This is a genomic window from Pseudoxanthomonas daejeonensis (genome assembly GCF_022637495.1).
Taxonomy (GTDB): Bacteria; Pseudomonadota; Gammaproteobacteria; order Xanthomonadales; family Xanthomonadaceae; genus Pseudoxanthomonas; species Pseudoxanthomonas daejeonensis.
Genome location: NZ_CP093331.1, coordinates 1,029,376 through 1,047,138 on the forward strand (window position 1 = coordinate 1,029,376; position 17,763 = coordinate 1,047,138).

Annotated in this window: 18 protein-coding genes and 1 tRNA gene; 11 read left to right on the forward strand and 8 right to left on the reverse strand. The window is 69.3% G+C overall.

Features of this window, described 5'->3' with window-relative positions:
• Positions 1-120 precede the first annotated feature (120 nt).
• Positions 121-1,017 carry an NAD(P)/FAD-dependent oxidoreductase gene (locus tag MNQ95_RS04670; protein WP_241953963.1) on the reverse strand — a complete coding sequence of 299 codons (897 nt, stop codon included), beginning with the start codon at positions 1,015-1,017 and terminating at the stop codon, positions 121-123.
• A gap of 85 nt (positions 1,018-1,102) precedes the next feature.
• Positions 1,103-3,793, reverse strand: a complete 2,691-nt coding sequence (locus MNQ95_RS04675; RefSeq protein ID WP_241953964.1) for a bifunctional acetate--CoA ligase family protein/GNAT family N-acetyltransferase — start codon at positions 3,791-3,793, stop codon at positions 1,103-1,105.
• A 284-nt stretch (positions 3,794-4,077) separates the two neighbouring features.
• On the opposite strand from MNQ95_RS04675, the gene ccoN reads away from it, so the two are divergent.
• The 10 genes from ccoN (at position 4,078) to MNQ95_RS04725 (ending at position 13,211) form a co-directional block, all read left to right on the forward strand.
• Positions 4,078-5,517 (forward strand): cytochrome-c oxidase, cbb3-type subunit I, encoded by a 1,440-nt coding sequence (gene ccoN, locus MNQ95_RS04680; RefSeq protein WP_162411280.1) that lies wholly within the window; start codon positions 4,078-4,080, stop codon positions 5,515-5,517.
• A 7-nt stretch (positions 5,518-5,524) separates the two neighbouring features.
• On the forward strand, positions 5,525-6,157 hold the full coding sequence (gene ccoO / locus MNQ95_RS04685; RefSeq protein ID WP_162411281.1) for a cytochrome-c oxidase, cbb3-type subunit II: 633 nt from the start codon (positions 5,525-5,527) through the stop codon (positions 6,155-6,157).
• Complete coding sequence (locus MNQ95_RS04690) at positions 6,154-6,312, forward strand: cbb3-type cytochrome oxidase subunit 3 (protein ID WP_162411282.1); 159 nt, start codon at positions 6,154-6,156, stop codon at positions 6,310-6,312. Before ccoO ends, MNQ95_RS04690 begins: the two co-directional genes overlap by 4 nt.
• A complete protein-coding gene (gene ccoP / locus MNQ95_RS04695; RefSeq protein WP_162411283.1) occupies positions 6,309-7,247 on the forward strand; it encodes a cytochrome-c oxidase, cbb3-type subunit III in 939 nt (312 codons plus the stop codon). The genes MNQ95_RS04690 and ccoP overlap by 4 nt, the downstream gene beginning before the upstream one ends.
• Positions 7,244-7,540: a hypothetical protein gene (locus MNQ95_RS04700; protein WP_162411284.1), complete on the forward strand. Its 297-nt coding sequence runs from the start codon at positions 7,244-7,246 to the stop codon at positions 7,538-7,540. Before ccoP ends, MNQ95_RS04700 begins: the two co-directional genes overlap by 4 nt.
• A gap of 210 nt (positions 7,541-7,750) precedes the next feature.
• Complete coding sequence (locus MNQ95_RS04705; RefSeq protein ID WP_162411285.1) at positions 7,751-9,310, forward strand: 4Fe-4S dicluster domain-containing protein; 1,560 nt, start codon at positions 7,751-7,753, stop codon at positions 9,308-9,310.
• Positions 9,307-9,834 (forward strand): FixH family protein, encoded by a 528-nt coding sequence (locus tag MNQ95_RS04710; RefSeq protein WP_162411286.1) that lies wholly within the window; start codon positions 9,307-9,309, stop codon positions 9,832-9,834. The genes MNQ95_RS04705 and MNQ95_RS04710 overlap by 4 nt, the downstream gene beginning before the upstream one ends.
• Positions 9,835-9,839: 5 nt before the next feature.
• Positions 9,840-12,314, forward strand: a complete 2,475-nt coding sequence (locus MNQ95_RS04715) for a heavy metal translocating P-type ATPase (protein WP_241953965.1) — start codon at positions 9,840-9,842, stop codon at positions 12,312-12,314.
• Complete coding sequence (gene ccoS / locus MNQ95_RS04720; protein ID WP_162411287.1) at positions 12,311-12,484, forward strand: cbb3-type cytochrome oxidase assembly protein CcoS; 174 nt, start codon at positions 12,311-12,313, stop codon at positions 12,482-12,484. Before MNQ95_RS04715 ends, ccoS begins: the two co-directional genes overlap by 4 nt.
• 1 nt (position 12,485) lies before the next feature.
• Positions 12,486-13,211: a sulfite exporter TauE/SafE family protein gene (locus tag MNQ95_RS04725; protein ID WP_241953966.1), complete on the forward strand. Its 726-nt coding sequence runs from the start codon at positions 12,486-12,488 to the stop codon at positions 13,209-13,211.
• A 20-nt stretch (positions 13,212-13,231) separates the two neighbouring features.
• Here the strand turns inward: MNQ95_RS04725 and MNQ95_RS04730 are convergent, their stop codons facing one another.
• From MNQ95_RS04730 to rplM, 4 genes are all read right to left on the reverse strand, one after another.
• The gene (locus MNQ95_RS04730) at positions 13,232-14,206 is read right to left on the reverse strand and encodes a sensor domain-containing diguanylate cyclase (RefSeq protein ID WP_241953967.1); all 975 of its coding nucleotides are present in this window, start codon (positions 14,204-14,206) and stop codon (positions 13,232-13,234) included.
• A 204-nt stretch (positions 14,207-14,410) separates the two neighbouring features.
• Positions 14,411-14,485, reverse strand: a tRNA-Gln gene (locus MNQ95_RS04735).
• 131 nt (positions 14,486-14,616) lie between these two features.
• Positions 14,617-15,009 carry a 30S ribosomal protein S9 gene (gene rpsI, locus MNQ95_RS04740; RefSeq protein WP_162411290.1) on the reverse strand — a complete coding sequence of 131 codons (393 nt, stop codon included), beginning with the start codon at positions 15,007-15,009 and terminating at the stop codon, positions 14,617-14,619.
• Positions 15,010-15,018: 9 nt separating this feature from the next.
• On the reverse strand, positions 15,019-15,447 hold the full coding sequence (rplM, locus tag MNQ95_RS04745; RefSeq protein ID WP_162411291.1) for a 50S ribosomal protein L13: 429 nt from the start codon (positions 15,445-15,447) through the stop codon (positions 15,019-15,021).
• 237 nt (positions 15,448-15,684) lie between these two features.
• Between rplM and coq7 the strand changes: the two genes are divergently transcribed.
• Entirely contained in the window at positions 15,685-16,326 is a 642-nt protein-coding gene (gene coq7, locus MNQ95_RS04750) for a 2-polyprenyl-3-methyl-6-methoxy-1,4-benzoquinone monooxygenase (RefSeq protein WP_241953968.1), read from the forward strand.
• A 129-nt stretch (positions 16,327-16,455) separates the two neighbouring features.
• On the opposite strand, the gene sugE is transcribed toward coq7, so the two are convergent.
• Positions 16,456-16,776 (reverse strand): quaternary ammonium compound efflux SMR transporter SugE, encoded by a 321-nt coding sequence (sugE, locus tag MNQ95_RS04755; protein WP_162411293.1) that lies wholly within the window; start codon positions 16,774-16,776, stop codon positions 16,456-16,458.
• Between the two features lie 185 nt (positions 16,777-16,961).
• A complete protein-coding gene (gene speD, locus MNQ95_RS04760; protein ID WP_162411332.1) occupies positions 16,962-17,756 on the reverse strand; it encodes an adenosylmethionine decarboxylase in 795 nt (264 codons plus the stop codon).
• Positions 17,757-17,763 lie beyond the last annotated feature (7 nt).

Consider the following 17,763-nt stretch of genomic DNA (forward strand, 5'->3'; position numbering starts at 1 on the left):
TGATAGGTAAAAATGCGTAACGACCCGCTGCGGCGCAGCGGCGCTCCGCCCGCAGCGGCCGTTCAACGTCCCCGCACGGGTATGCATGGGTGCAGCCGAACCCGGTATGGATCGCGTGGATCAGCGGCGCGGCACGAACGGGAGCCTGGCGTGCGCGTCCAGCGCCGCCACTGCCGCCTGGCCCACCGCCACCGAGATCTGGTTGAGCCCGCTGACGACATCGCCGATCGCATACAGGCCGGGCACGCCGGTGGCCTGGTGGCTGCGATCGACTGGAATTTCGCCGGTGCCGGTGAGCGTGACGCCGGCCTGTTGCGCCAGCCGGGCACTGCTGCGACTGCCCAGGAAGGGATAGACGGTATCGAACCAGTCGCGGTCGCCATCGATGGCATAACCGCAGCGCCTGCCATCGAAGACCAGCTGCCCGCCCGCGGGCAGTACGCGCGCATCCAGGCCGCCCTCGCCGTCGAGCGTCCCGACCGTGTCGGTCGGCAGCAGGGTCAGGCGCGCGCTGTAGCCGCGCAGGAAACGTGCATGGGAGACGATCGACGCCCATGGGCCATGGATGCCGATATTCCGGTCGGTCACCTCGTAGGCATCGCAGACCGGGCACAGGCGCAAGGCGCCGCAGGCGATGGCGCCCTCGACGTCGTCGACTTCCGGGAGGCGGTCGGCCAGGCCGGTGGCGAGGATCACCGTGGGCGCGCGCCAGCGGTGGCCCTGCGCATCCGCCAGCTGGAATCCGTCGCCGTCGCGCAGCAGGCTGGTCACCGTGGCGCTTTCGAAACGTGCGCCGAAGGAAGTGGCCTGTTCGCGTAGTCGCGCCAGCAGGTCGATCCCGGCGATGCCCTGCGGGAATCCCGGGCAGTTGTTGCTCTCCGGGATCCAGCGGGCGCGGCTGGCGCCGGCGTCGAGCACGCACACCGTGCGCAGCAGGCGGCCCAGGTAGATCGCCGCGGTCAGCCCGGCCGGACCGGCGCCGACCACCACGACGTCGTCGCAGGAACTCCCGGCCATCGCCGCCTCTCGCGCTACTGGACTGGTGCACACGATAGGCATGGCGCGTGAAAGGCATGCGCAGGCCGCGATTCCACTCAGCCGCCTACACCTGCAGCGTCACGTCCATGAGCGTCGCGTCGTCCGCGTCCGGGCGGATCCGGAACCCGAGCTGCTGGCACATCGCCAGCATGGTCACGTTCTCGCGCAGGACCTGCCCTTCGACCACTTTCAGTCCAATGGTGCCGGCGTACTCGATCATGATCCGCATCAGCTGCCAGCCGATGCCGTAACCCTTCAGGTCCGAGCGCACGAGGATGCCGTACTCTGCCCGTTCGTAGTTGGCATCGGCGAGCAGGCGCACCGCGCCGAGCATCTCGCCGTTCTCCGGGTCGATCGCCACCAGCGCGATCGAGCGCGCGTAGTCGAGCTGGGTCAGGCGGGCGATGAATTCGTGGCTGAAATGGCGCACCGCGGAGAAAAAGCGCAGGCGCAGGTCCTCTTCGGTCACCCGCGAGAAGAACTGCAGGAACAGCGCTTCGTCCTCGGGCCGGACGGGGCGCACGAACATGCGCCGGCCGTGGGCCAGCTCGACATGGCGCTCCCATTCCTTCGGATACGGCCGGATCACGAAGCGCGAATGCCACGGCCCCTTCTGCGCCGGGCCCGGGTGCGGTGCCACCGCGACCCTGGCGTCCACCGCGACCACGCCATCCTTGTCGGCCAGCAGCGGATTGATGTCCAGTTCGCGCACCTGCGGGATGTCGGCCGCCAGCTGCGCGAGCTTGACCAGCACCAGCGCAACCGCGCGCTCGTCGGCGGCCGGCACGTCGCGGTAGGCCTTGAGGATGCGCGACACGCGCGTGCGCGAGATCAGGTCGTGGGCCAGGCGCAGGTCCAGCGGCGGAAGCGCCAGCGCCTTGTCGTCGATCACCTCCACCGCCGTGCCACCGCGACCGAACACCACCACCGGTCCGAACGTGGGATCGTCGGCCAGGCCGGCGATCAGCTCGCGCGCCTTGGGCCGCACGATCATCGGATGCACGGTCACGCCCTCGATCTTCGCGTCCGGCCTGAGTTCGCGCGCGCGGGCGAGGATCGCGGCGGCGGCTTCACGCACCGCAGCCTCGGTGGCCAGGTTCAGGCGCACGCCGTCAACGTCGGATTTGTGCACGATGTCGGGCGAGAGGATCTTCAGCGCGACCTGCTGGCCGGCCACCAGCGAAGGCGCGGCCGCAGCCACTGCGGCGTCAGCGTCGCGCGCCAGGGTCACCGGCGTGATCGGGATGCCGTAGGCCGCCATCAATGCGGTGACTTCCAGCGGGTCCAGCCACTGCCGTCCCTGCGCCAGCGCGCCGGCGACCACGGCCTGCGCGGCGGCGCTGTCGACCACGAAATCCTCGGGCAGGCTCGGGGGCGTCTCCATCAGCGCCTGCTGCGCCTCGCGATGCCGGACCAGGTAGGTGTAGCCGCGCACCGCGCCGGCCTCGGTGGTGTAGGTCGGCACGCCGGCCGCTTCGAGTGACTTCAGCGCTTCGGCTTCGCGGCCCAGCCAGACCCCCAGCACCGGCTTGCCGGCACCGGGTCGCGGCCGCCGCGACAGCACCTGCGTCACCGCGTCGGCGGCCTCGCTCGAGGAGGCCAGGGCGGTAGGCACGTTCATCACCAGCACCGCGTCGTTCTCGCGGTCCGACAACAGGGCTTCGAGCGCTTCCGAGTAGCGCGATGCGTCGGCGTCGCCGACGATGTCCACCGGATTGGAGCGCGACCAGGTCGGCGGCAGCACGCGGTCCAGGCGGCGCACGGTCGCCTCGTCCAGCGCGGCCAGGGTGCCGCCCAGGTCGACCAGCCGGTCCACCGCGAGCACGCCGATGCCGCCGCCGTTGGTCAGGATCGCCAGCCGCCGCCCCGGCGCCTGGCGCAGGTGGCCCAGGGTCTTGGCGGCGGCGAACAGTTCGTCCAGCGCCAGCACCCGCAGCAGGCCGGCGCGGCGGAAAGCGGCGTCGTAGACCGCGTCGGACCCGGCCAGCGCGCCGGTGTGCGTGGCCGCCGCCTTCGCCCCCTGCGCATGGCGGCCGGACTTGACCACCACGACGGGCTTGGCGCGCGCGGCCGCGCGGGCGGCGGACATGAACTTGCGCGCGTCGCGGATCGATTCGATGTAGAGCAGGATCGCGCGGGTTTTCGGGTCTTGCGCGAACCAGTCCAGCAGGTCGCCGAAGTCCACGTCCAGCGCATCGCCCAGCGAGACCACCGCCGAGAACCCGATCGAACGGGCCACGCCCCACTCCACCAGGCCCGACGCGACCGCGCCGGACTGGGACACCAGCGCCAGGTCGCCCTTGAGCGGGCTGCGCGCGGCGAAGCTGACGTTGAGCCCGGCGTGCGGCGCCATCACCCCCAGGCAGTTGGGTCCGACGATGCGCAGGCCGTGCGGACGGGCGATGTCGCGCAACTGCTCCAGCAGCGACCCGGGCCCCTGGCCCAGGCCGGCGGAGACCACCACAGCCGCCCGGGCGCCGACCGCCACCGCTTCGGCGATCACCCCGGGCACGGTCGCGGCCGGGGTGGAGACCACGACCAGTTCCGGCTTGAACGGCAGGTCGGCCAGCCGAGCCACCGCAGCCAGGCCGTCGATCTGGCGGTGCTTCGGATTGACCAGGCCCACCGGCCCGGCGAAACCGGCCTCCCGGAGGTTGCGTACCACCGCGCGCCCGACCGAACGCTCGCGGGGGCTGGCACCGACCACGGCGACCGAACGCGGACGGAATACCGCCTCCAGGGCATAGGTGCTCATCGCGTCGAACCTTCCTCGTCCATGGCGGGAACCATACAACCCGTCCGCCGGCAGGCCCACCCGGACAATGTGTCCGGTCCAATCGCCGCGGCCGGCGCGTATGCTGCCGGCCAGGGCTCACCCACTGCCAGCCGGCAGCCAGGCGGTTCTCCGTTCACGGGGCATGGCGACGGCCAGTTTCTATGGGTAACCCGGATGCCATCCGGCGCGCATTGATCACGATCAATGCCCGGATCACCCCACAGGGGGATGATTGCCCCCGTTCAGACTGAGGATCGGGCCGCATGCAAAGCGTGCAGGGGACATACAACGACAAGGTGGTGCGGCAGTTCGCGGTGATGACCGTGGTCTGGGGCATCGTGGGCATGGCCGTGGGCGTCCTCATCGCCGCCCAGCTGTACTGGCCGGCATTGAACTTCGACCTGCCGTGGCTCAGCTACGGCCGGTTGCGGCCACTGCACACCAATGCGGTGATCTTCGCCTTCGGTGGCAGCGCGCTGTTCGCCACCAGCCTGCACGTGGTCCAGCGCACCTGCCACGTGCGCCTGATCTCCGACCGGCTGGCCGCCTTCGTGTTCTGGGGCTGGCAGCTGGTGATCCTGCTGGCGGCGATCACCCTGCCGCTGGGCCTGACCCAGGGCAAGGAGTACGCCGAGCTGGAGTGGCCGGTCGACCTGCTGATCACGGTCGTCTGGGTGGCCTACGGGGCCCTGTTCTTCGGCACGATCGTCAAGCGCCGGGTCAAGCACATCTACGTGGCCAACTGGTTCTATGGCGCCTACATCATCGCCATCGCCCTGCTGCACATCGTCAACAACCTGGCCATCCCGGTCGGCCTGGGCAAGTCGTATTCGATCTACAGCGGCGCGGTCGATGCGATGGTGCAGTGGTGGTACGGCCACAATGCGGTCGGGTTCCTGCTGACCGCCGGCTTCCTCGGGATGATGTACTACTTCGTGCCCAAGCAGGCCGGGCGGCCGATCTACTCCTACCGCCTGTCGATCGTGCACTTCTGGGCGCTGATCGCCATCTATATGTGGGCCGGCCCGCACCACCTGCTGTACACGGCGCTTCCGGACTGGGCGCAGTCGCTGGGCATGGTGTTCTCGCTGATCCTGCTGGCCCCGTCCTGGGGCGGCGCGATCAATGGCGTGATGACCCTGTCGGGCGTCTGGTACAAGCTGCGCACCGACCCGATCCTGAAGTTCCTGATCGTGGCCATCTCGTTCTACATGATCGCCACCTTCGAGGGGCCGATGATGTCGATCAAGACGGTCAACTCGCTGTCCCACTACACCGACTGGACCGTGGGCCACGTCCACGCCGGCGCGCTGGGCTGGGTTGCGATGATCTCGATCGGCTCGATCTATTCGCTGCTGCCCAGGCTGCTCGGCCGCGAACAGATGTACTCGATCAAGGCGATCGACCTGCACTTCTGGATGCACACCCTGGGCGTGGTGTTCTACATCGCCTCGATGTGGATCGCCGGCGTGATGCAGGGCCTGATGTGGCGCGCCACCAACGACGACGGCACGCTGACCTACAGCTTCGTCGAGGCGCTCGCCGCGACCTATCCGTACTACCTGATCCGGCTGTTCGGCGGCCTGCTGGTCCTGGCCGGCATGTTCGTGATGGCCTGGAACCTGGTGCGCACCTACCGCGCCGCCCCCGCGATCGCCGAACAGCCGCTGCTGCCGGTCGACGCTTCCCAAGTGCGCGCCTGAGGCCCCCATGAGCGAACACAACCAGAATCCGCACGAGAAGATCGAGAAGAACGTCGGCCTGATGGCCGTACTGATCGCGGTCGCCATCTCCTTCGGCGGTCTTGCCCAGATCGTGCCGCTGATGTTCCAGGCCGAAGCGATCAAGCCGCTGGAAGGCGTGGAGCCCTACCCGGCGCTGCAACTGGCCGGCCGCGACGTGTACGTACGCGAGGGCTGCTACAACTGCCACTCGCAGATGGTCCGCACCCTGCGCTTCGAGACCGAACGCTACGGCCACTACTCGCTGGCGGGCGAATCGGTCTACGACCGTCCGTTCCAGTGGGGCAGCAAGCGCACCGGGCCGGACCTGGCCCGGGTCGGTGGCCGCTACTCCGACGACTGGCATCGCGTGCACCTGATCAACCCGCGCGACGTGGTGCCGGAATCGAACATGCCCGGCTTCCCCTGGCTGCAGGAAAACAAGGTCGACGGGAAGACAGTGGCCCGACGCATGTCCGCGCTCAAGACGCTGGGCGATCCCTACACCGACGAGCAGATCGCGCAGGCCGCCGCAGACGTAGAGGGCAAGACCGAACTGGATGCGATGGTCGCCTACCTGCAGGCGCTGGGCCGGCACGCGCCGCGTGGAGGCCAGCCATGATCGCCGGGCTGGTGACGGGGGCGCTGCTGGTGCTGTTCATCGGCGGCTGGATCTGGGCCTGGAGCCCGAAGCGCAAGCGTGCGTTCGACGAGGCGGCGCAGCTGCCGCTGGACGACGGCGACGCCGGCCTGCAAGACAAGGGGAACGTGGCATGACAAGCGGATGGACCTGGTTCGTCATCGTCCTGGTGGCCATCAACATCCTCGGATGCGTGTGGCTGCTGTGGTGGACCGCGCGGCGGCGCCCGGGCGATCCCAAGCCCGAGGACACGTCCCACATCTGGGACGGCGACATCACCGAGTACAACAAGCCGCTGCCGAAGTGGTGGATCAACCTGTTCTACCTGACCATCGTCTTCGCCATCGCCTACCTGTTCTGGTTCGGCGGCCTTGGCGGCGTGCCCAGCTACGGCGGCTGGACCTCGGTGAACGAGCACAGCAAGGAAAAAGCCATCGAGGACGCCAAGCTCGAGCAGACGTTCAAGCCCTTCGCCGGCCAGGCCATCGATGCGCTGGCGCAGGACCCGAAGGCGGTGGCCTTGGGCCGCTCGATCTTCAGCAACACCTGCGCCACCTGCCATGGCTCCTCGGGCCAGGGTGCGATCGGCTATCCGAACCTGACCGACGACATCTGGCACTGGGGCGGTTCGCCGGACCACATCCTGCAGACGGTGCTCGACGGGCGCGAGGGCATGATGCCCGAGTGGGGAACGGTGCTCACCGGCATGGGCGGCCCGGACGCGATCGACTACACCATCGCCTACGTGCGCACGCTGTCGGCGCCGGAAACGCTGCAGAACAACTACATGGCAGCGCGCGGCCGCAAGCTCTACGAGGGCGTGTGCGCGGCCTGCCACGGCATCGACGGCACCGGCAACGCGGACCTGGGCGCACCGGACCTGACCGACGCGTACTGGATGTACGGCAGCAGCCGCGAGAGCCTGTACCAGACCATCGCCCACGGCCGCCACGGCAGCATGCCGGCGCACCGCGAGCTGCTGGGCGAAACCCGTGCACGCCTGGTCGCCGCCTACGTCTGGTCGCTGTCGCATAATGCGACCCAGACAGGGAGCCAGCAGGGCGTGAAGTGACCGATTTCAGCGAGCCGCGCTTCGACCATCCCCCACGCCCGCTCGCGCAGCGCGTGGGGGCCATCGCCTGGCCCAGCTTCTTCGCCGCCGGCGTGGCGACGATGGTGTTCTTCGCCTTCGTCGACCCGCTGGCGCTGCGCGACCTCACTTTCCCGCAGCTGCAGATCACCCGCGAGCTCGGCTATACGCTGGGCTTCTTCATGTTCTGGCTGGCGACCGCGTCGTCCAGCCTGTTCACCTGGATCCTGCTGCGTCCGTCCAGTCGCTTCAACCGGCCGTTGCCGCCGGGATAGCCCGGGCGCGATGCGCGCCCCCTGCGGCAATTTGTCGTCTGGCGCACGGCGCGGGTTTGCGGATACTGGGATGGATGCGGAGCCACGATCCGCCAGCCACGCCGCGAGCGGCCAAGCCGACACCATGAACCCGACCCGATTCCCCCGCACCGGCCAGTCCAGCCCGCCCCGCTCCTGCGCACGCGCACGGCCGCAGCCAGGACGGCAACCATGAGCAAGCGCATCCCGCTGGACGTCGTCGACGACCAGGGAAACTCGTTCTACGTCAGCGAGCGCAAGGTCTATCCGCGCGACGTGTCCGGGCGCTTCAACCGCCTGCGCGTGGCCGCCGTAGTGTGGCTGCTGGGCATGTTCTACCTTTTCCCGTGGCTGCACTGGGATGGCCGCCAGGCGGTACTGTTCGACCTGCCGGCGCGCAAGTTCTACGTGTTCGGACTGGTGTTCTGGCCGCAGGACTTCCTGTTCCTGGCCCTGCTGCTGATCATCGCGGCGATGGCGCTGTTCTTCTTCACCGCGCTGGCCGGGCGGCTGTGGTGCGGATATGCCTGCCCGCAGACGGTGTGGACCGAAGTGTTCCTGTGGATGGAGCGCTGGACCGAGGGCGACCGCGGCAAGCGGATGAAGCTTGATGCCGGTCCGTGGACCGGCGAGAAGGTGCTGCGCAAGGGCGGCAAGCACGCGCTGTGGGCGGTGTTCGCGTTGTGGACCGGTTTCACCTTCGTCGGCTTCTTCACCCCGATCACCGACCTGGGCGCGCGCATCGTCCCGTTCGGCTGGGGTGGCTGGGAGACTTTCTGGGTGCTGTTCTATGCGCTGGCCACCTGGGGCAACGCCGGCTTCCTGCGCGAGCAGGTGTGCAAGTACATGTGCCCGTACGCGCGCTTCCAGAGCGCGATGTTCGATCGCAACACCCTGCTGATCGCCTACGACCCGATGCGCGGCGAGCCGCGCGGCCCGCGCAAGCGTGGCCTGGCCAGCGTGCTGCAGCGCGCCCGCGGGCTGATCGATCCGGTCGCCGCCTACGACTATGTGTTCCGGGCAAGCCGGCATCCTTCGGCGGCCGACAACCGGATCCAGGCGCACGGCACGATCAGCCTGGCCGGCGCCGGTGCGATGGCCGAGCCGCTGCCGAAATTCGCGGCCGAGGAACTGGGCGACTGCATCGACTGCACGATCTGCGTGCAGGTCTGTCCGACCGGCATCGACATCCGCAACGGGCTGCAGTACGAGTGCATCGCCTGCGGCGCCTGCATCGACGCCTGCGACGAGGTGATGGACAAGGTGGGCTACCCGCGTGGCCTGATCCGCTATTCGACCCAGAACGCGATCGACGGCAAGTCCACCCGCGTGCTGCGCCCGCGCATCCTCGTCTACGGGTTGCTGCTGCTGGGCCTGTGCGGCGCCTGGGCCTGGGGCGTGACCCACCGCAGCGAACTGATCGCCGAAGTATTGCGTGACCGCAATGCGCTGTATCGCGAGGCCGCCGACGGCCACGTCGAGAACGACTACACGCTCAAGCTGATCAACAAGAGCCAGGAAGCGCGCCGCTACCGCATCACCCTGGAGAGCGCCGGAGGGGCCGGCGCCAGCCTGCGCCTGTCCGGCCCATCGATGGTCGAAGCCGGTCCCGAGCAGGTCTTGCCGGTCACCTTGAGCGTCGCCGCCGATCCAGGCATCGGCGGTCGCCACGAGATCCGCTTCGTCGTCGAAAGCGAGGACGGTCGCGAGCGGCGCACCATCGACAGCAGTTTCTTCGGACCCACCCCATGAACGATTCGCCCGAAACCCGAGCCTCCACGTGGCGCAACCCGGTGATGTGGCTGGTGGTCGGCCTGCCGCTGCTGTCGATCGTCGCCGGCGTGGGCCTGCTGGTGATCGCCACGCGCACCGGCGGCGCCGATGCGGTCAACGACCCGGTGCGCCGCGTGGCGCAGATCCAGACCACCGACCTGGGCCCGGACGCGGAGGCGGGCAAGCGCGGCCTCAGCGCGGTGCTGCGGGTGGAGGACGGCATCGTCGAGGTGCTGCCGGCTACCGGTGATTTCGTGCGTGGCCAGCCGCTGCGCCTGGTCCTCGAACATCCGGCCCGCAAGGCCGAGGACCTGCACCTGGAACTGGTGCCCGAAGGGCCGGGCTGGCGCCTGCAGCAGGCGGTCGATCCACAGCACGACTGGGTGGTGCAACTGCAGGCCGCCGATGGCAGCTGGCGCCTGCACGGACGCCTGCCCAAACAGCAGCACGCCGCACGCCTGGCACCCTCGCTGGGCACGCCCTCGCCCGACGCGAGCGGCTGAGCAGCGTGTCCGTCGGCCCGACCTCGCTGTCGGCAGCAAGCCTGCCCGCGTCCGTCGCGGTCGCCGGTACCTGCCACCACTGCGGAGAGGCGCTGCCCACGCACGCGTGCGTGCAGGAACTCGACGGCCAAGCGCGTGCGTTCTGCTGCCAGGGCTGCGCCGCCGCGGCCGAGTGGATCGCCCGTGCCGAACTGGATGGCTACTACCGCCTGCGCAACGCCAATGCCGGCAGGGTCGGCGACGAGTTGCCGGACCTGTCGGTATGGGACCGATCCGACGTGCAGGCCGAGCATAGTCGCGTGGTCGAAGGCGGTCGCGAGATCACCGTGCTCACCGACGGCATGCGCTGCGCCGCCTGCGCGTGGCTGATCGACCGGGCGATGGCACGCGAACCAGGCGTGACCGACGCCACCGCGAACGCGGTCACCGGGCGGATCCGCATCACCTGGGATCCGGCGCGTACGACGCTGTCGGCGCCGTTGCAACGCCTGGCCATGCTCGGCTACCGGCCGTACCTGGCCGGCAGCGAGGCGCTGGAGCGCGAACGCGTGCGCGACCGCCGCCGCTGGCTGCTGCGGCTGGGCATCGCCGGCCTCGGCACGCTGCAGGCGATGATGCTGGCCGAGGCGCTGTACCTGGATTTCGACAACACCATGCCGGTGCCCACGCGCGACTTCTTCCGCTGGCTGACCTTCCTGCTGAGCACGCCGGTGGTGTTCTACTCCGGCTGGCCGTTCATCGCCGGGGCGATGCGCGAACTGCGCGAACGACGCCTGGGCATGGACGTGCTGGTTGCCGGCTCTGCCCTCCTGGCCTATTTCGCCAGCCTGTTCGAGACGATCCGCGGCGGCGAGCATGTCTGGTACGACGCGGCGGTGATGTTCGTGTTCCTGCTGCTGGCAGCGCGCATGCTCGAGCAGCGCGCGCGCAGCGTGGCCAGCGCGCAGGTCGATGCGCTCGCGCGGGCGCGCCCGGCCTTCGCCACGCGCGAACTGGACGATGGCGGGCGCGAGACGGTGCCGCTGTCCGCGCTGCGGGCCGGCGACATCGCCTGCGTGGCGGCCGGCGAATCGGTCCCCGCCGACGGCGTGCTGCTCGGCGAGGAGGCGTGGTTCGAAGAAGCCCTGCTCACCGGCGAATCGGCACCAGTCCGCAAGGTGGACGGCGACCCGGTGTACGCCGGAACCGTGTGCCGCGAGCGGCCGGCGCGGCTGCGCGTGACGTGCACCGGCCCGGCGACCCGGATCTCGCAGCTGGCACGGCTGGTCGAACAGGCGCAAGCGCACCGCCCTGCCCTGGCGCGCGTCGCCGACCGCCTCGCCAGCCGTTTCGTGCTGTTCCTGTTGCCGGTGGCGCTGCTGGTCTTCATCGGTTGGCGCTACCACGAACCGGCACGCGCGCTGGAAGTGACCTTGGCCCTGCTGGTGATCAGCTGCCCGTGCGCGCTGTCGCTGGCGGTGCCGGCCGCGCTGGCCGCCGCGCACGGCGCACTGGCACGCATCGGCCTGCTCGCCGTGCGCCCGGACGCGCTGGATACGCTGGGCCGCGCCACCGACATCGTCTTCGACAAGACCGGCACGCTCAGCGATGGCCGACCGGTGCTTGCCGCCGTGGAGACACCCGGCAACCTGATCCACCCAGACCTCGCTTTGCGCATCGCCGCGGCGCTCGAGCGCGACAGCGGCCATCCGCTGGCCAACGCGTTCGCCCGCGTCGACGCCTCGCCCCTGCCAGCCACCCAAGTCGAAACCGTGCCCGGCCGTGGCGTGCAGGGCCAGGTCGAAGGACGCACCTGGCGACTGGGCCGCGCCGATTTCGCCGGCGCCGGCGAGGACGATGGCGCGCTGTGGCTTGGCGATGGCACGAGCGCGTGCGCACGTTTCGTGCTGGAAGAGCGCGCCCGCGACGACGCGCCCGCCGCGCTTGCGCAGTTGCGTGCGCAGGGCCTGCACCTGCACCTGGCCAGTGGCGATGGCGCGGCGGCGGTCGCACGCATGGCCTCGTCCCTCCCGCTGGACGAGACCCACGCCCGGCAGGTGCCGGAAGACAAGCTGGCGCTGGTACGTCGGCTGCAGGCGCAAGGCCGCGTCGTAGCCATGGTCGGCGACGGCCTCAACGATGCTCCCGTACTCGCCGGCGCCGACGTATCGATCGCCATGGGCGAAGGTGCGCCGCTGGCGCACCGCGCCGCCGACATGGTCACCACCGGCGGCACCCTGCAGCGCATCCCCGAGGCGATCGTGCTCGCACGGCAGACCCATCGCATCATCCGGCAGAACCTCGCGTGGGCCGCCGGCTACAACCTGCTCGCATTGCCCCTGGCCGCGGCCGGCCTGGTCACGCCATGGCTGGCCGCGCTGGGCATGGCGCTGTCCTCGCTGGCCGTCACCCTCAACGCGCTGCGCCTGGCGCGGCCCACGAAGCCATCGGCGCACACGCTTGTCCCCGGCGCACCGTTGCCGGCGAAGGAAGCCCCATGAACATCCTGCTGCTGCTCATCCCGATCAGCCTCGTATTGATGGGCGTGGCCGTGGCCGCGTTCGTATGGGCGGTCAAGCGCGGCCAGTTCGACGACCTCGATACGCCGGCGCTGGACATACTCGAGGACGACGACCGTCCCGCGCCGCCGGTGGACCGGCGCGAGCGCTGAGGTGCCGATCGACCTGCCAACCGTGCTCGCCGCGCTGCTGGCCGGACTGCTCGGCGGCGTGCATTGCGCGGTGATGTGCGGCGGCATCGCCACCGGTTTCCCGACCATGGCCCCCGGGCGGCCGCTGGCGGTGGCCTGGCAGGCCAACCTCGGGCGCATCGGCGGATATGTCATCGCCGGCGCGCTGGCCGGCGGACTGGGCGGCGGACTGCTGCGCGTGCTGCGGATCGAGGCGCTCACCACCGGCGTGCGCATGGCGGCCGGCGTGGCGCTGATCCTGGTGGCGTTGCGCCTGCTTGATCGCGGCGGACGCTTGGATTTCTTCGCACGACCGGGCGTGCGCGCCTGGCGCTGGCTGCAGCCGCTGCATCGGCGCCTGCTGCCGGCCGATCGTCCGTGGCGGCGGATCGCGCTGGGCGCACTGTGGGGCTGGATGCCGTGCGGCCTGAGCCTGAGCCTGCTTACCGTGGCCTGGCTGCAGGCCAGCGCAGGCGGTGGCGCACTGGTGATGGCCGCTTTCGGCCTGGGTACGCTCCCGGTGATGCTGCCGCTGACCTGGTCGGGGGCACGCATGAACCGCTGGCTGCAACGACCCGGCCTGCGCCTGGCGCTGGGGGGCGTGGTGCTTGGCGCCGGGCTGCTGACCGTGGCCGCGCCTTGGCTGATGCAGGTGCCGGCGCTGCACGGACCGCTGGCGGCGCTGGGCTGCCGCCCCCTCGCCGGCTGAAGCCCGCGGCCGAGTCGCGGTCAGTCGCAAACGCAGTCGCGCCCGGCGTCCTTGGCCCGGTACAGCGCCTCGTCCGCGGCGCCGGTCCAGTCCTCGATCGATTCCATGCCCTGCCCCAGTTCGGCGACTCCGATGCTCAGGGTGACCGGCTCGCCGCCGACCGCCACCTGGGTGGCCACCGCGCGGCGCAGGCGCTCGGCCACTTCACGGGCGGCCTGGCGCTCGGTTCCGGGCAACAGCACGCCGAATTCGTCGCCACCATAGCGACCGGCCGTATCGGCGCTGCGCAGGCCCTCGCGCAGGATCGCGCAGACCTCGTGGATCACCTGGTCGCCCGCGAGGTGGCCGGCGCTGTCGTTGATCCGCTTGAACCGGTCGATGTCGACCATCAGCAAAGATGACACCGCGCCGTAGCGCTGGAAACGCCGCAGCTCCGCCCCGACCAGCGCCATCCATTGGGGGCGCGTGGCCAAGCCGGTCTGCGCATCGATCCGCGAGCCCTGTTCCAGCGCGCGCTTCTGCGCACGCACATTGTCGGCGAACATCCGCGTCGACGCGCCGACCGCCAGCAGGTACAGCATCAGGAACGGCAAGCACCACAGCATGGTGGCGAAGCTGCTGTGTGGCTGGAACGCAAAGCCGTTGAAGGCAGCGGTCACCAGCGCCACCAGCACCATCACTCCCATCGAGCGCCGGGTCAGCGGCCAACCACCGGCGACGGTACGGTCCATCGCCATCACCGACGCCAGCAGCGCACTGGGCAGGAGGTCGAACTGGGCCATCGCGATCCAGAATCCCGCCAACCCGGTATCGATGGTGAGGTTGCGGAACTCGGCCTTCAGCGGATCGGCCGTGGCATTGGACAGGCGCCAGGCCAGGACGGGCCAGCCCAGGCAGGTGAAGGCGAGCAGCAACAGCAACGTGGCCGACGCATCCTGCCCGAGCAACGCCGAGCCGATCCCGAGCATGCCGGCATAGAAGCCCAGCGCGCGCATGGCGCACGTGTACCGGATGAAATGCCGGATTCCGGATTCGGTCTGGGGTTGCAGCTGGGGCATGACGGACGACTGCGACGGGTGGCCAGCATAGACGCAAGTAGCATGCCATGCGGCGCGACGGGACTTTGACCGTGCGCACAGAACTGCGCCTGCAGCGGGATACGAAAAAGCCCGGCCTTGCGGCCGGGCTTTTCCCGAAAATGGCAGCCCCGGAAGGATTCGAACCTCCGAATGCCTGAGTCAGAGTCAGGTGCCTTACCGCTTGGCGACGGGGCTGTAGGCAGGCCGGAATTATAGTCCCGGCGGCGGGTGAATGCATCCCGCCAGTGGCGGAACCGGGCAAGCCTGGGCCTGCCCGATCCACCGCAGCCGCACCTCCCGGAAGGAGATGCGACCAGCCAAACGCATCAGCGCTTGGAGAACTGCGAAGCGCGGCGTGCCTTGTGCAGGCCGACCTTCTTGCGCTCGACCTCGCGCGCGTCGCGGGTCATGAACCCGGCCTTGCGCAGGTCGCTCTTCAGCGACTCGTCGTACTCGACCAGCGCGCGGGCGATGCCCAGGCGGATCGCACCGGCCTGGCCGGTGGTGCCGCCGCCGGCGGCGGTGACGACGATGTCGAACTTGTCCATGCTCTGGGTCAGCTCGAGCGGCTGGCGCACGATCATGCGCGCCGTTTCGCGACCGAAGAACTCGTCCAGCGGACGGCCGTTGACGGTGATGCTGCCATTACCCTTGCGCAGGAACACGCGGGCGGTGGAGGACTTGCGACGGCCGGTGCCGTAATTCTGAGTGGTAGCCATCGTTGTGCCTTAGATGTCCAGCGGCTGCGGCTGCTGCGCCGCGTGCGGGTGTTCGGAACCGGAGTAGACCTTGAGCTTGCGGTACATCGCACGACCCAGCGGACCCTTCGGCAGCATGCCCTTGACGGCGATCTCGAGCACGCGCTCGGGGTGGCGCTCCAGCGCCTGGCCCAATGACTCGCTCTTGAGGTTGCCGATGTACCCGGTGAAGCGGTAGTACATCTTGTCCTGCAGCTTCCTGCCGGTCACCGTGATCTTCTCGGCGTTGATCACGACGAGGTAATCGCCGGTATCGACGTGCGGGGTGTAGACGGGCTTGTGCTTGCCGCGCAGGCGGTGGGCGATTTCGGCGGCGAGGCGGCCGAGGGTCTTGCCGGAGGCGTCGACGAGATACCAGTCGCGCTGGACGGTCTCGGACTTGGCGATGAAAGTCTTCATGGGAACCTGGTGGTTGGTCGGGCGGATTCCGGGTCCGGATTGCCCGGGCGGAACTTTGCCTCGCGTTGTGAAAGGTGCAGCAAAGAGGCGGGATGATACCCGTCCGGGCCGCCCCGTGCAACTTGCCGGAGTGTTGTCCTCCCTGTCCCGCGTCGCGGCTTGGCAGCCCCCGGCCGCCCGGCGGACAATCCTGTGCCGGACCCTCCACTGGCCCGGCCGACGCGTCCTGGAGTCTGCATGTCCGCCGTTCGCCACCTGTCCCCGCTCGATCGCTTCCTCGTCGAGGCCCAGCGCGCGCTGGAAACCACCCTGGGCGACCCCCCGGCTTCCCGACCCTGTCCGGCGCAGGCCGCCGACCCGGTCCTGCCGAAGCCGGCCCGGCGCCACGCCGCCGGCCTGATGCGGATCAACCATGTCGGCGAGGTCTGTGCCCAGGGGCTGTACTTCGGCCAGGCCGCCGTTGCCCGGGATCCGGCCACGCGCGAGCACCTGCTGGAAGCGGCGCAGGAGGAGACCGACCACCTCGCATGGTGCGCGCAGCGACTGCGCGAGCTCGACAGCCGTCCCAGCCTGTTCAACCCGCTCTGGTACGCCGGCAGCTATGCGATCGGCACACTGGCCGGGCTGCGCGGGGACGGCTGGAACCTGGGCTTCGTGGTGGAGACCGAACGCCAGGTCGAGGCGCACCTGGACGAGCACCTGGAATCCCTGCCGGCCGCCGATGAACGCAGCCGGGAAATCATCCGGGTGATGAAGGAAGACGAGGCCCGCCACGCCGACCATGCCGAGCAGGCCGGGGCCAGGGTGCTGCCGGCCCCCATCCCGATGGTGATGGCCGGCGCCTCCCGGCTGATGAAACTGGTCGCCTACCGCCTCTGACCGCGCGCAGTTCTCCGGCCCGCGCAGCAGGGCTTGCCCCACTGCTCCCATGCGAGGCGGACCAGGCCTGCGGGGCAGATCCCGCCCCGCGATCCAGGCCGGCTCCGTGGCAGCCCGGGCGCTGCATGCTCAGGCCGGCGACACCAGCTTCAGGCCCGCCACTCCGGCCACGATCAGGCCGATGCAGGCCAGCCGGGCCGGCGACGCGCTCTCTCCCAGCAGCACGATGCCCATCAGCGCCACCCCGACCGCGCCGATGCCGGTCCATACCGCGTAGGCGGTCCCGACCGGGATCGAGCGCATGGCCAGGGTCATCAGGTACAGGCTCACGGCGGCCGCGGCGGCCGTGCCCAGGCTGGGCCAGAGCCGGGTGAAACCCTCGGTGTGCTTGAGGCCGAGGGCGAACCCGATCTCGAACAGGCCGGCCAGCAGCAGGTAGGTCCACGCCATCGTCATTTCTCCTTCGGTCGCGGGAATCAGAACGCAGGGATAAAAAAAGCGGCCCGGAGCAAGGCTCCGGACCGCCGTCGGTCTTCGTCCGCGGCCTGGGCCGCGCGCGGGACGTCCCGCGAATTCGTGCAGCGATCCTGCCACCGGCAGGCTGAATCCCCCGTCACCCGGCGACGCGGACAGGCCTATTCCGACAGGTTGCGCCCGTGGAACAGTTCTTCGATCTCGCGCTTGAGCAGCGCCTCGATCCGCATCCGCTCCTTGAACGAGAGATTCCGCGCCTTTTCCTCGAACAGGTAGGTGTCGAGGTCGAACTCCTTCAGGTGCGTCTTCGTATGGAAGATGTTTTCCTGGTAGACGTTCACGTCGATCGACTCGTAGCGCGACTTGATGTTCTTCGCCAGGTAGTCCTGGATCGAATTGATCTTGTGGTCGATGTAGTGCTTCTTGCCCTTGATGTCGCGGGTGAAGCCGCGCACGCGGTAGTCCATCACCACGATGTCGGACTCGAAGCTCTCGATCAGGTAGTTCAGCGCCTTCAGCGGCGAGATCACGCCACAGGTGGCCACGTCGATGTCCGCGCGGAAGGTCGCGATCCCGTTCTGCGGGTGCGTTTCCGGGTAGGTATGGACGGTGATGTGGCTCTTGTCCATGTGCGCGACCACGGCCTCGGAGATGACCTCCTTGCCGGCCTGCTTCTTGTCGATCACCGGTTCCTCGGAAATGAGGATGGTCACCGAGGCACCCTGGGGGTCGTAGTCCTGGCGGGCCACGTTCAGGATGTTGGCGCCGATGATCTGGGCCACGTCGGTCAGGATCTGGGTCAGACGGTCGGCGTTGTACGCCTCATCGATGTACTCGATGTAGCGCTGGCGCTCGTCTTCGGAGACCGCATAGCAGACGTCATAGATGTTGAAGCTCAGCGCCTTGGTCAGGTTGTTGAAGCCTTGCAGCCTCAGGCGCGGCAGCGGTTTGACCACGGCGGTC